The organism is Duganella vulcania (assembly GCF_009857655.1).
Lineage (GTDB): Bacteria > Pseudomonadota > Gammaproteobacteria > Burkholderiales > Burkholderiaceae_D > Rugamonas > Rugamonas vulcania.
The window spans coordinates 1-14263 of the sequence record NZ_WWCX01000055.1; the positions used below are offsets into that span (position 1 = coordinate 1).

6 protein-coding genes are annotated in these 14263 nt (G+C 66.3%); 2 read left to right on the forward strand and 4 right to left on the reverse strand.

The features are described 5' to 3' along the window. The 3 genes from GTP90_RS23480 to GTP90_RS23490 form a co-directional block, all read right to left on the reverse strand. Nucleotides 1–6085 (reverse strand): YDG domain-containing protein (locus GTP90_RS23480; protein WP_161085813.1); only part of this gene is annotated, 6085 nt, incomplete at its 3' end. 246 nt (nucleotides 6086–6331) lie between these two features. Then, nucleotides 6332–8611 carry a CHASE2 domain-containing protein gene (locus tag GTP90_RS23485; RefSeq protein ID WP_161085814.1) on the reverse strand — a complete coding sequence of 760 codons (2280 nt, stop codon included), beginning with the start codon at nucleotides 8609–8611 and terminating at the stop codon, nucleotides 6332–6334. A gap of 9 nt (nucleotides 8612–8620) precedes the next feature. Then, nucleotides 8621–10240: an HD family phosphohydrolase gene (locus GTP90_RS23490; RefSeq protein WP_161085815.1), complete on the reverse strand. Its 1620-nt coding sequence runs from the start codon at nucleotides 10238–10240 to the stop codon at nucleotides 8621–8623. A 193-nt stretch (nucleotides 10241–10433) separates the two neighbouring features. Here GTP90_RS23490 and GTP90_RS23495 point away from each other — a divergent pair, with 193 nt between their 5' ends. After that, nucleotides 10434–11330: an MBL fold metallo-hydrolase gene (locus GTP90_RS23495; protein WP_161085816.1), complete on the forward strand. Its 897-nt coding sequence runs from the start codon at nucleotides 10434–10436 to the stop codon at nucleotides 11328–11330. Between the two features lie 10 nt (nucleotides 11331–11340). Next, complete coding sequence (locus GTP90_RS23500) at nucleotides 11341–13698, forward strand: GspE/PulE family protein (protein ID WP_161085817.1); 2358 nt, start codon at nucleotides 11341–11343, stop codon at nucleotides 13696–13698. Here the strand turns inward: GTP90_RS23500 and GTP90_RS23505 are convergent. Beyond that, nucleotides 13581–14174: a hypothetical protein gene (locus GTP90_RS23505; protein WP_161085818.1), complete on the reverse strand. Its 594-nt coding sequence runs from the start codon at nucleotides 14172–14174 to the stop codon at nucleotides 13581–13583. The genes GTP90_RS23500 and GTP90_RS23505 overlap by 118 nt on opposite strands. Between the last annotated feature and the right edge of the window lie 89 nt (nucleotides 14175–14263).

Below are 14263 nucleotides of genomic sequence, written 5' to 3' on the forward strand. Positions count from 1 at the left end.
CCTGGGCGGCCGCGGCGGCGGCGGTGCCCGAACCGGAATCGATGACCGGCACCGTGCCGCTTCCCAGCGAGATCGAGCCCGCGCTCACCGAGCCGAACGGCGCGGCCAGCGACACCGGCGCGCCGTGGCTGTTGATGGTGGTGGCGCTGCCGACGCTGATGCTGCCGTTGGTGGCCAGCGCCGAGATGCTGCCGGTCGGCGAGGTCACGCTGAGCAGGCCGCCCAGCACGATGTTATTGGTCGCGGTCATCTTGATCGAATTGGTCGCGTTCAGCTGCGCCCCCGACTGCAAGGTGATGTCGGTGCTGGCCGACAGCGCGATATCGTCGCCAAACACCTGGTCGCTGATGGTGATCGGGCTGTGCGCGGTGATCGACACCCCGCCGTTGTAGGCATGGATGGTGCCGCCGGTGTGGATGCCGCCGTGGTTGTCGATGACGATATTGCCGTTGGTGGTGGTCAAGGCGCCCAGCGCCAGCTCGCCGCTGGACACGGTGTTGGTGAGCGCGACATTGCCGTGCCCGTTGCTGGCGCTGAAGCCGTTCACGCGGTTGCCGGTGTTGGTCAGGTCGATGCCGCTGGTGGCGGTCGTGTGCAGGCTGTCGGTCTGCAACGCGCCGGTCTGGCTGATGGCGCCGCTGCCCTCGCCCGCGACCAGCGTGATGCCGCTCTGCGCCCGCGCGTTGCCGATCGAGAGGTTGCCGGTGCTGTAGACGGTGAGCGTGCCGCTCATGTCGATGCTGCCGGCGCCCGCTTGCGTCAGGTTGGACGTGGTCACGCTGGCGGCGCTGTTGGTGCCGCTCAGCACGCCGTTGGTCAACGCCAGGTTGGAGACCGACATCGCGCCGTTCTGCACCATGTTGCCGCCATTGAGCGTGAGCGTGGCGCCGGTCAGGCTGGAAGCGCCGTTGACGATCAGCGTGCCGGCCGTCAGCGCCAGCTGGCTGCCGCTGCCGACGGTCAGCGTGTCCAGCTTGACGTTGCCGGCGCTGGCGTCGTAGGTGATGGTGCCAGCGCTGCTGCCGATGACGGCGGCCAGCACATTGGCGCCGTCCGGCGCGATGCTGTCGGTCCAGTTGCCGGCCGCGCTCCACAGGCCGCCGCCGCTGCCGCTCCAGGTCGACGTTGGACGGGCCGTGATCGTGCCCCGTGCGCCGGCATTGAGCGTGTAGTCGCCGGCGCCGGAGCCGGTGAGGCTAGGCTGGCTGCCGATGATGTTGACGACCTTGTTGACGCCGACGTTCTTGTCGACGTAGCTGAGGGTGCTGCCCTCGCCGATCAGCAGCGACACCGCGTCGAGCGGGCCGTTCGGCACGCCCAGCAAGCCGGTCAGCGTGGCGCCGGAGTAGGTGGCGTTGGTGGTGTTGTTGTACTCGCGGCTGGCCAGGTTCAGCGTCAGCGGCGCCGGCGTGATGTTGGCGGTCAGTCCGGTCGGCAAACCGGTCACCACGTAGTTGCCGGCGTCGGCGCCGCCCAGTGTGAAGCCGTCGACCGTCACGCTCTTGCCGGTGCCGGCATGGCGGTCGGCGAAGCTGCCGCTGCCGGCCGACAGCGTGACCGCGTCGCTGCCGATCACGCCGCTGATGGCGCCGTTGGCGACGTTCAGCGTGGCCGCCGTGCCGTACTGGCTGGTGGCCGGGTTCAGGTCCATATTGTAGACGCGGCTGTTGGCGGTCACGCCGCTCACGCTCAGCTGCGCGGGCGCGATCTCCGTCATCAGGCTGGACGGCGACACCAGCGTGTAGTTGCCGGCGTCGCCGCCGGACAAGCTGTAACTATTCAAGTCCAGCAGCACCAGCTTGCTGGCGCCGGCGTTCTTGTTCTCCAGCCTGGCGCTGTTGGAACCGCTCAGTGTCACGACGTCGCCGGAGATCGGCGTGACCGACGCGGTGCCGTTCACCGTGATGCTGGTGGTGCCGTCGTAGGTGCGGCCGGGCGCGCTCAGTCCGCTGATCTGCAGCGTGGCCTTGTTGATCGTGCCGGTGCCGGTCACGGCGCCGTCCAGCACGTAGTTGCCGTACGGGTTGTTGGTCAGCGACGGGCTGGCGACCGTGACGGTCTTGCCGGAGCCGGCGGTCTTGTCGGCAAAGCTCAGGGTGCCGCTGATGCCGGGCTTGTCGGTGCCGACGACGTTGCCGTAGCTGAAGTCGTAGCTGCCGTCGGAGGTGGCCAGCACCAGGTCGGCCAGCCGGTCGTAGGTCTTGCTGGCGCCGGTGACGGTGGCGGTGATGTGGCGCGGCGTGATGACCATCTGCGGCGCGGCGTCGTAGCTGATGTCGTACCGGTGCGAATACAGGCCGCCCAGGTTGTAGGTGCCGACGTTGACCGCGCCGTCGAAACCCAGCGTGCCGCTGACGTCCGCGTGCGTGTAGGTCTGGCCGAACGTCGCCGCCGTGCCGTCGTAGATCTTGGTGCCGCCGGTGCCGGTCACTTGCACCGTCAGCGGCGTCAGGAAGCCGCGCAGCAGCGGCGTCGTGTGGCCCGCGTAGAGGCGCCACACCGACGTGCCGCCGGTGAAATCGAAACCGCTGAAGCCGGCCTGCTGCAACATCTGCGCCGAAGTCAGGCCGACCGCGCCGGCGCTGTCGCTGCCGGCGCCCGTCGCGCTGTAGTAGCTGGACGTCACCGCGCCGCCGTTGGCGCCGGCGCCGACCAAAGCGTGGACGGCGTCGTTGGTGCTGGTCTTGACGTCGCCGCTGCTGTAGGTGGTGGCCAGGGTGCCGTACATGCCGTTACCGCCCAGCAGGCCGCCGGTGCTGCCGACGCTGTAGGCGTTCTTGCCGATCACGTTGCCCACCACGTAGGAGGTGCCGATGGCGCCGTTGGAGTAGCCGGCCAGCCCGCCGAGATTGGTGCCGTTGCCGTAGACGTTGGATTCGATCGCCACGCCGCTGACGGTGCCGCCCATCTGGATGCTGCCCGCCAGTACGCCGGTGTAGCTGTTGCCCTCGACCGTCGCGCCGGCGATGCGGACGTCGCGGATGGTGCCCGCTCCCAACACCGAGAACAGGCCGATCTGGTTGGTGGTCGGCAGGTTGATGTAGAGGCCGTTGATGCTCTTGTGGTTGCCGTCGAACACGCCGGTGTAGGCATGATCGAGATCGCCGATCGGCTTGAAGCCCTTGTAGTTACTGCCGCCCATGGAATTCCAGTGCGCGGTCGTGCTGGCGTCGATGTCGTTGTCGAGCACATAGTTGCGCGTGGCCGGCAAGGAACCCATGCCTTGCAGGCCGTAGACATCGACCAGATGGTAAGGCGCCGTCGCGCCGTCGCCGCTGGCGGCGCGCACGAAGGTGCCGCCGGCGATGCGGAAATCGGTGGCGCTGAAGCTCGGCAGGGTCCCGACCTGGCTCCAGGCGCCGGCCTGCAGGTTGAAGATGCCGTTGACGGTCACGCTGCCGGTGGCGGTGATGCTGGAGCTGGTGCCGGCGCTCAGCGTCAGGCCGCCCGTGGTGACGGGCGCCTGCAGCGCGATGCTGCCGGTAGCGGTCAGGGCCAGGCTGTTGGCCAGCGTCAGCGGCTGGCCGACGACGATATTGCCGGCTGCGCTCTGGTTGTTGTTGTCCACCGTCAGCCAGCTCGAGTTGGTGCTGGCCAGGTCGGCGTTGGTCAGCGCCAGCACGTTGGCCGGATTGCCGGTGGCGCCGATTTCCACGGCGTTGGTCGAACCCAGGCTGACCGAGCCGCTGTTGAGCGAGCCGCCGGCCAGCGTCATCTTGCCGGCGTACAGGTTGATGCCGGAGCTGGACGTGAGGCTGCCCGCGTTGGTGATGCGGTAGTCGCCGCTCGAATGCGTGACCAGGCTGAGCGCACCGGTGTTGTTGACGGCCGCGCCGCTGGCGACGCTGATGTTGCCGCCCTGGCTGTACAAGGTCAGCGTGCCGGCGTTCTGGCCGCCGGTCAGATCCAGGTTGCCGACCACGGACAGGTTGCCGGTGCCGCTGCCATAGCCGCTGCCGCCGGCGGCGTCGCCGATGCTCAGCCAGCCGTTGGCCGGCAGCTGGACGTGCTTCAGTTCGGCATCGGTCAGGCCCAGCACGCCGGCGGCGTCGGTGGCGCCGGCGCCGACCTGGATGGCGGTGGCGTCGGAATATGGCGTCAGCCGCACGCCATGCGCCGTGGTCGCGGACAGCGTGCCGTTGAGCGTCATGTTATCGGCCTGCACGATCACATTGCCGCCGCTGGACAGGACGGACATGCCGCTGTCGACCGTCGCCACGCCATTGGTCTTGGCCGAGGTCAGCGTCATGTTGCCGGTGCTGGTCACGTTGCCGCTGACGCGGACATCGCCATTTTGGGCCGTGGCCGTCAGCGAGCCGCCCGCCAGGCTGTTGGCCAGGTTGATGCTGGTCCCGGTCAGCACGACATTGCCGTTGGTGGCCTGCAGCGACGCGTAGCCACCGATGGCGTTGCTGTCGTTGGCCAGCGTGATGTTGGTGGCCGCCATCGCGTTGATGTTGTGGACCGTAAGCGCCGAGATCGGCTCCGTGACCTGCACGATGGAGCGGCCCGAGGTCAGCACCAGGTTGCTGTTGCCGCCGGTGACCGCGGCCTTCAGGTTGATGTCGCGGTCGGCCGTCAGCGACAGCGTGCGGCCCGACGGCAGCAGGATCTCGCTCAGCACCGAAATGTCGCCGCCGCCGCTGCCGTTGGGATTGCCCGTGCTGACCGTCACGTCATTGGCCAACAGCGCCGTGTGCAGCGTATTGGTCAGCAGCAGCGAATCCTGCACGCTGCCCGATTCCAGGAAGGTCGAGCCGCCGCTCACCAGGTTGAGGTTGCCCACCGAGCTGGGCACGCCGGACACGCCGCTGTTGTCGGCGATATAAACGTCGCTCGGATCGAGCAGCAACTTGCCGGTGGCGCCCTTGGGCGCGCGGGTATCGACCGTGCCGCGCATGTCGAGGTAATGGCCGGAGGTTTCCACGAAGCCGCCGTTGCCGCCGTTGGCGCCGCCGCGCGCGGAGATGGCGCCGAACATCTGCGTGGCCTGGTCGCTCCAGACGATGACCTTGCCGCCGTCGCCGTTTTGCGTGGCGTCGGCCCGGATCACGCTGTCCTTGCCCACATACGATTGCTGCGCGTTCTGCACCGCCGCGTTCTTGCCCTGGTAGTCGCCGCCCACCAGCACCGTGCCGCCGCCGGCCGCGCCGCTGGCGTCCACCACGGCGTTGCCGGTCACGCCCACCCGGGCGCCCAGCAGACGGATGTCGCCGCCGGTGTTGAGGTTGCTGCCGGTGGCGGTGGTCGTGCTGCCCGCCTCCAGCAGCGTGGTGCCGCTGGCCTTGAGGATGATCTGGCCGTTGGCGCCGCGCACCGCGCTGTTGGCGTTGATGCCGCCGCGCTGGTTGACCAGCGCGCCATACACGCCGACCCGTCCGCCCTGCGCCACGATCTGGCCCAGGTTGAGCGCCTGGTCGGCCGGGGCCGACACCACCACCTGCACGTTCGGGTCCTTGGAGTCGAACAGCTGCACGCTGTGGCCGGCCGCCAGCACCACGTCGCCGTTGGGCGCCGAGATGACGCCGCTATTTTCCACCGCCGGCGCGACCAGGAAGATCTGGCCGCCGGACGGCGTGGTGATCGTGCCCGCGTTGCTGACCTTGCCCGCCGAGGCGTCGCCGCTGAAGTTGTTTTTGCCGGCCAGGAAGTCGGCGTTGGAGATCGCCAGGCTCGACGCCACCAGGCCGTTGACATCCACCCGCGAACCGGCGCCGAAGATCACGCCGTTCGGGTTAATCAGGAACACCTTGCCGTTCGATTGCAGCGAGCCGAGGATCTGGGTCGGGTTCTGGCCGGTGATGCGGTTCAAAACCTTGCTGTCCGCGCTTTGCTGGATGAAACGGGTGATCTCGTCCGGCGCCACCGAAAAACTCTGCCAGTTGATGATGGTGTTGGGCGTGTTGGTGATCGAATAGGTCTTGCCCTGCAGGTTGAAGCTGGCCTGGCCCGCCACCACGGTCGGGTTGCTCGGGCCCGCCTGCGCGGTGGAATAGCAGGCGGCCACCATGACGGCGATCAGTTTGCGGCGCAAGGGCGCGGCGGGCGCGCGGCGTTGCGTGGAGCGGCTGGTATCGGCTTTCATAACGGCATCCTCTATCCGGTGGGGAGTGACGTCCGCGCGCCCCGGAATGCCGCGAACCAGTTATTCGGAGTGTGATCGGGAGGAGAATCAGGCCCGCAAAGCATATCCGCAAGGAAACTAATATTCCTCTAAGTGTAGCCTTCTTTGCCGAGGCCGCCACGTCTTTTTCCTGCCGGGCGACAGATTTTTCCGCGCGTGGCGAGATTGCGCCGCGTTATTTCACCGTCATGTCTACGCTTTTTCCCACTATTTGGTCTCGAAAGTGGTCACGCCGTCCCAATCCGCACCGGGAGGATGAGCTCGATAATAAGTGATGCGCTCAGTATACAGCGAGTACAGACTGCGCTCAGGAAATATTTCCTGCAATTTAACGATAATCTGCATCGCCAGATCCCACTGTTGCATGCGAACAGCAGCGAGCGCCGCGTGCCAGCGTTCCAGCTCGTCGCGTGTGGCCGGATCGACATCTTTGTCCAGAACAATCGGCTCGAAAATCGCCACCGGCTCGTGCTTGCCCTTGACCCGCACCAGGTCCAGCTCGCGGTAGGCGTACTCCGGCGCGGCGGCGCGCGTGGCCTCGCCCACCGCGATGCCCACGCCGTAGACCTTGGTGATGCCCTCCAGCCGCGAGCCCAGGTTCACGGCGTCGCCCATGACGGTGTAGGCGCGGCGGATCTTCGAGCCCATGTCGCCCACGTGCATCAGGCCGGTGTTCAGGCCGATGCCGATCTTCAGCGGCGGCCAGCCGCGCGCGATGAAGTCCTCGTTGAGCCGGCGCGCGCTGGCCTGCATCAGCAGCGAGGTGGCGACCGCGCGGCTGGCGTGGTCGGGGAAGGCCACCGGCGCGCCCCAGAAGGCCATGACAGCGTCGCCGATGTACTTGTCGAGCGTGCCGCGATGGCTGTCGCGGATGTCCTCCGACATCGCCGTCAGGTACAGGTTGATGTATTCGCGCAGCTGCCTGGGCGTGAGCCCCTCGGAAATCGTGGTGAAGCCGCGCACGTCGACAAACAGCACGGTCAGCTCGCGGCTCTCGCCGTCCATATTGTATTTTTCCGGGTCGTCGGCCATCTCGGCGACCAGCTCGGGGGCCACGTATTCGCCGAAGCGCGACACCAGCGCCTGCCCCTTCCTCACCTCGAAGAAATAACCCCACGCCACGTTGAGCACGAACACCGAGGCGATCACGATCAGCTGCATGGCCAGGTTGTAGATCAGGTCGAGCGAGGTGTATTCGTAGTAGTTCAGGCCGAAGCTGGCGGCCAGCACCAGCACGCCCAGCAGGATGGAACGCAGCGGCGACAGCGCGGCCAGCGCAAAGCTCAGCAGCAGGCCGATCGCCAGGATCTGCCCGGCCTCGATCACGAACGCCGCGTAGGGCCGCGACTTGAAGCGGTTGTCGAGGATGGACTTGATGATGTTGGCGTGGATCTCCACGCCCGGATACTCGGCCTTGACCGGCGTGGCGCGCAGGTCGACCAGGCCGGGCGCGGTGGTGCCGATCAGCACGGCCGTGCCCTTCAACAGCTCGACCGGCGCCCGGCCGGTCAGCACGTCGGCCGCCGACACGTAGCGGAAGGCGCCGCCCGCGCGCCCGCCAGTGCCGCGGAACTGCACCACCGTCGACATCGCCTCGCCGACCGGGATCACGCGCTGCTTGTGGTCCGGCAGCAGGATGGTCAGCGCGTCGTAGCCGCCGCTCTCGAGCTGGCTCTGCGACAACTGGTCCACCGATTCGGTCAGCAGCGGCTTGACCGCCAGCGCGCCCAGGTACAGCCCGGCCGTGGCCACCGACAGCGAGGGATAGTAGTTGTCGCCCACTTGCTGGATCAGGTAGGCCGAGCGGACGATGCCGTCCGGATCGGTGGACACGGAAAAACTGCCGCCGCCGGCCGCCGCCCGCTGCAGCACCGGCACGTTGGCCTCGAAGCCGGGGGCGTTGTAGGCGGTCAGCTCGCGTCCGTTCAGGTCGCGCTCGGAGAACAGCGGCTTGGGCAGCTCGCCCTTGACCTGGTCCGGCGACAGGTTGAAGCCCAGGATCACCGGCTGCCCTTTCAGCGCGGCGGCGAACAGGCCATCGTAGTCCAGCGAGGGCTTGAGCTGCTCCAGTTTCTGTTTCAATGCCGGCACGTCGCTCAGTTCCTTGCTGGACAGCTTCTCCAGCACGCCGTAGCCGGAACTGGTGTCCGGCTCGGGGAAGGAGATATCGTAGCCGACCGCCTTGACCTGGTAGTGCCCGGTCAGCTGCGAGATCAGCCGCGCCTGCACGTTGCGGCTCCACGGGAAGCGGCCGAATTCGGTCAGCGCCTGGCCGTCGATGTCGACGATGACGATGCGCGGGTCCAGCACAGGCTGCTCCAGCTTCATGCGCTCGCCGGCCAGCAGGTTGTCGAGGCGGGCCACGGCCTCGCTCTCCCAGATGTTGAGCGAGTACAGCACGCCGGCCGCCGTGATCAGCACGCCCAGCAGCCAGCGCGGTCCGTACTTCAGCAGGACCTTGGTCCACTTGGCGGGGATCAGGCGCACGCGCGCTCCTTACGGTGTGTAGCCGGGAATCAGGGACTCGTCGATGACGTCGATCTGCTTCTCGTCCATGTTCTTGTGGGCGAACTGCAGATAGATCTTGCTGCGGATGAAGATGTCGAACAGGTCGGGGTCGATGTGGCCGTCGAGCGAGAAGTTGCCCAGGATGCGCAGCGACTCGGACAGCATCTTGCCCTTCTTATACGGCCGGTCCTTGGCGGTCAGCGCCTCGAAGATGTCGGCGATCGCCATCAGCCGCGCCGGCACCGACATCTGGTCCTTGGTCAGCCCGCGCGGATAACCCTTGCCGTCCATGCGCTCGTGGTGGCCGCCGGCGTATTCCGGCACGTTCTTCAGGTGCTTGGGCCACGGCAGCGCCTCCAGCATGCGGATCGTCATCGAGATGTGGTTGTTGATCTGCTTGCGCTCGGGCTCGGTCAAGGTGCCGAACTTGATGGTCAAATTCATCACCTCGTCGGCGTCGAGGAAGTCGCGCTCGGCGCCGTCCGGGCCGGTCCAGCGGTACTGGGCGATGGCGCGCACACGGTCCTGGTCGGCCGCCGCCATGCCCTCGCCGCCGACGTTGGCGGCGCGGATGAAGTCGCGGTCGGCGCGCAGCGTGGCCAGCTGCGCGGCCAGCCCGGCGTCGATGGCGGCGTGGTCGCTGCCGGGCGCCAGCTTGCGCTTGAGCGCGGCGATCTCGGCATCGCGCAGCAGCACCTCGAAGCGGGTGTCGATCAGGGCGATGCGGTCGAAAATGGTTTCCAGCTTGGTGGCCTTGTCCACCACGTGCACCGGCGTGGTGATCTTGCCGCAATCGTGCAGCAGGCCGGCCAGCCACAATTCCTTGCGGTCGGCGTCGGTCATGCGGAACTCGGCCATGGGGCCGGTCTCGGTGGCGTGCACGGCCTCGGCCAGCATCATCGTCAGTTCCGGCACGAACTGGCAGTGGCGGCCGGTGTACGGCGATTTTTCATCGATGCCGATGTTGATCAGGTTGACCAGGGCTTCCAGCAGCTCTTCCAACTGGGCGATCAGGCGCTGGTGCGTGAGCGCCACCGCGCCCTGCGCCGCCAGCGCCTCGATGAAGCGCTGGTCGGTCTGGGTGAAGGCGCGGATGGCGCCGGTGTCCTTGTCCTTGGCGTTGATCAGTTGCAGCACGCCGACCAGTTCGCCCTCGTGGTCGCTCATCGGCACCGTCAGGAACGATTGCGAATGGTAGTGGCGCAGCTGGTCGAACTTGACCATGCCGGAAAAATTGAACACGTCGGCCTTGTACACGTCCTCGATGTTGACCGACAGGCCGAAGTGCGCCGCGTAGGCCGCCACCGAGGCCAGGTTCTTCTCGCCGTTGTCGTCGAACAGCGGCACGCCCGGCGCCGAGATCGGCTGGCCGCTGACGCCGCCCTGGTGGGTCTGCAGCGTGTCGTTGATCAGGATGGCGAAATCGAGGTGACGCTTGTCCTCGCTGGGGCGGTACAGGGTGCCGCCGTCGGCGTTGGTCATGCTCTTGGCCACGATCAGGATGCGCTCCAACAGCGTATCGGTATCGTGGCTGCTGCCCAGCTGGACGCTCAACTCGGTCAACTGGTCGAGCCGTTGTGCGATCTGGGTTTGATTCAACTCTTGCATGGTTGCTTTTTCACTAGCGGTTGAATGGACTGGCGTCAAGCGCACTAACAAAGTGTAGCCGCAGCGCAAGCTGTTGTACATCAACAAATGCTCGACAAGACAAAATTACCATGGGGAGTGTCGGCTTTTTCCCTGTTGCCGGGAAAAAAAGTTATCATCAATTGGCGTATCGAGCTAAAAAACAGGATTGCGTATGAAATTTATTTTTTGGGGAGTGCGCGGTTCCATTCCCTCCCCCGGACCGCGCACCGCGCGCTACGGCGGCAACACCACGTGTATCGAGGTACGCACCGATGACAACACCCTGATAGTCATCGACGGCGGCACCGGCATTTTTTCGCTGGCGCAATCGCTGTTGCAAAACAAGACCACGCCGATCCACGCCAACATCTTCATCACCCACAGCCACTGGGACCACATCCACGGCCTGCCCTTCTTCACGCCGCTGTTTGTGCGCGACAGCCGCGTGCGCCTGCATGGCGTGACCGACCCGGTGACCGGCAACGGCATCGAACATGTGATGGGCGTGCAGCTGCAAAACAGTTATTTCCCGGTCAGCGAAACGCAGATGGACGCCACCATCGAATACCGCACGCTCACCGTCGGCGAGCCGATCCAGGTGGGCGACGCCACCGTGCACAACGTCGTGATGAACCATCCGGTGACCGACCTCGGCTATCGTATCGTATGCAACGGAAAATCGCTGTTCTTCACGGGCGACCATGAGCCGCACTACAACATCCACCCGCCCGGCCACCCGGAGCACGCGGCCTACCAGCAGTGGATGGACCAGCGCAACGCCGCCATCGACGCCACCGTGCAGGGGGTGGACGCGCTGATCGTCGACTGCTCCTACACCCGCGAGGAATATCCGGCCAAGCAGGGCTGGGGCCACGGCACCTTCGATTCGGCGTTCTCGCTGGCGCTGCGCACCGGCGCCAAAGCGCTATACTGCACCCATCATGAACCGACCCGCAGCGACGACGAACTCGAAGCCGTGTTCGCCGACGTGATGGCGCGCCATGCGCCGCTGCTGGGCGACCTGAAGGTCTTCCTCGCTTACGAAGGCATGGAAGTCCACCTGACCTAGCGAGGGCACCATGAACGACGCCGGCCTCCCCAGTCCACACCCCAGCGATGTCGACCTGCGGCTGGCGTTCTTCCAGAAGCTGCAAACCGTCACCACCAAGATCCACGCCACCAGCAACCTGGACGAGATTATGCTCGACCTGGGCATGGAGTTCTGCGACCTGTTCAACTGCGACCGCTTCACGCTGTACGCGATGGACCACGAGAAGGACTACATCGTCTCCAAGGTCAAGACCGGGCTGACCTCGTTCCGCGACCTCAAGCTGGCGGTCACGCCGGCCTCCATCGCCGGCTACGTGGCGCTGACCCGCAAGACCGTCAACATCGCCGACGTCTACGACCAGGCCGAGCTGGCGCGCTACTCGCCGGAGCTGCGCTTCCAGCAGGGCGTGGACCAGCGCACCGGCTACCGCACCAGGCAGATGCTGGTGGCGCCGCTGATCGCGGTGCAGTCGCGCGAGCTGCTGGGCGTGGTCCAGTTCATCAACAACCGCGACCGCGCGCCCTTCTCCGCCATCGCCGAGGCCGGCGTGAAGGAGTTGTGCGAGACGCTGTCGGTGGCCTTCAGCCAGCGCATGAAGCCGCCACAAATGGTCAGGACCAAATATGACGGGCTGGTGACGGACGCGGTGCTGTCGGCGCCCGAGCTGGAGCTGGCCACGCGCGCGGCGCGCAAGAAGGACGTCGATGTCGAGGAAGTGCTGATCGACGAATTCCAGGTCAAGCCGGCGGCCATCGGCGCCTCGCTGCAGCGCCACTTCGGCGTGCCGTACGAACACTTCCGCGCCGACCGCATCAAGCCGGTGGAACTGCTGCGCAACCTCAAGCGCCAGTACATCGAGGAATCGGGTTGGATGCCGCTGGAGGACAACAAGGACGGCATGCTGGTGGTGGCGCTGGACCCCGAACGGGTGGCCAACACCCACATCGTCAACCAGATCTTCCCCAAGGCCAAGCCTGTGTTCCGCGTGACCAGCAACCGCGAGTTCCGCCAGATGATCGAGCACTTCTTCGGCGCGGCCGGCGACAGCGGCAGCGTCGGCGAGCTGCTGTCGGGCATGGACGACGACGACGGCGATGCCGAGGGCGGCTCGGCCGAGGTGTCGGAGGCGGTCGAGAACGAGCTGGTCAAGCTGCTCAACAAGATCATCGTCGACGCCTACCGCCAGGGCGTGTCGGACATCCACATCGAGCCGCTGCCGGGCAAGGGCAAGACCGGCATCCGCTTCCGCAAGGACGGCACACTGGTGCCCTACATCGAGATCCCCGCCGCCTACCGCAGCGCGCTGGTGGCGCGCGTGAAGATCATGTGCGACCTCGATATCTCCGAGCGGCGCAAGCCGCAGGATGGCAAGATCAAGTTCAAGAAATACGGCCCGCTGGACATCGAACTGCGGGTGGCCACCATTCCCTCGGCCGGCGGCGTCGAGGACATCGTGATGCGCATCCTGGCGGCCGGCGAGCCGATCCCGCTCGACAAGCTGGGCGTGCTGCCGTTTAACCTGGAGCGCCTGCGCGCCACCATCGAGAAACCGTATGGCCTGTTTTTCGTCTGCGGCCCGACCGGCTCCGGCAAGACCACCACGCTGCACTCGGTGCTGAACTACCTGAACACGCCGGACACCAAGATCTGGACCGCCGAGGATCCGGTCGAGATCACGCAGAAAGGCTTGCGCCAGGTGCAGGTCAACCGCAAGGCCGGGCTGGACTTCGCCACCGTGATGCGCGCCTTCCTGCGCGCCGACCCGGACATCATCATGGTCGGCGAGATGCGCGACAAGGAAACCGTCGGCATGGGCATCGAGGCCTCATTGACGGGCCACCTGGTGTTCGCCACGCTGCACACCAACAGCGCGCCGGAATCGATCGTGCGGCTGCTGGACATGGGCATGGACCCGTTCAACTTCGCCGACGCGCTGCTGGGCATCCTGGCGCAGCGGCTGGCCAAGCGCCTGTGCGGCAAGTGCAAGCAGGCCTACCAGCCGAGCGAGGAGGAACTGAACCTGCTGCTGACGGAGTTCTGCGAAGAGCTGCAGAGCACGGAAGGTTTCCTCAAGGACGCCGCAGCCGGCCGCGCCGCCGTACTGGCGGGCTGGCGCCAGCGCTACGCCAGGGATGGCAAGTTCACGCTGTACCGCGCCATCGGCTGCGACGAATGCAACAAGGGCTACAAGGGACGCGTCGGCCTGCACGAACTGATGATCGGCACCGACAAGGTCAAGAAGCTGCTACAGGAACATGCGCGCGTGGCTCAGCTGCTGGCGGCCGCGCTGGAGGACGGCATGCTGACGTTGAAGATGGACGGCATCGAGAAGGTCCTGCTGGGCATCACCGACATCAAGATGGTGCGGGCGGTCTGCATCAAGTAGGCGCGCTTGCCGTTGCGCGGCACGGCGCGGCGGTCGGCCAGCGCGCGCAGACGCGACAGGCCGGCCTTCAGGTTGAACGAGCGGCCGGCCAGCAATGCGTCCACAAGTTGGGTGGCCATCGACAACGCCGGCGCGACGGCGCCCCTGGCGGAATATGGCAGCACCAGGCGGTAGCGGTCGCGCATGCGCGGCACCACGCCGACGAATCCCAGCGTCACCTCGTTGCAGGCCAGCCGGCGCAATTCCAGCGCCACCTGCTGCACCAGCGGGACCAATGGCGGCAGGTCGTCGCAACGCTTGCCCACCAGGCCGCGCTGGCGCCGCAGGCCAGGCAGGGCCGCCAGCAAGCGGCGCTCCAGCGCCTTCATGGCGGCGGGCGTGGGCGGGTCGCGGTCCAGTTCGAGAATGCCGAGCAGGCAGGGTTGTGAGGAATAACGGTTGCCGCTGGCAAGGTAGCGCTGATCGATGATACGCATAATCGGCCATCTCCTTTTTATGAAACGAGCAACATGATGGCAGACTACGCGCCGGCGCGGAAGCGGCGCACTTGCCATCTGCATGTAAG

What these genes read in the sequence shown, in the direction of transcription:
- GTP90_RS23490 (WP_161085815.1), bottom strand. Translation starts at nt 10,240, where the DNA reads ATGCAAGAGTTGAATCAAACCCAGATCGCACAACGGCTCGACCAGTTG.
- GTP90_RS23505 (WP_161085818.1), bottom strand. Translation starts at nt 14,174, where the DNA reads ATGCGTATCATCGATCAGCGCTACCTTGCCAGCGGCAACCGTTATTCC.
- GTP90_RS23495 (WP_161085816.1), top strand. Translation starts at nt 10,434, where the DNA reads ATGAAATTTATTTTTTGGGGAGTGCGCGGTTCCATTCCCTCCCCCGGA.
- GTP90_RS23500 (WP_161085817.1), top strand. Translation starts at nt 11,341, where the DNA reads ATGAACGACGCCGGCCTCCCCAGTCCACACCCCAGCGATGTCGACCTG.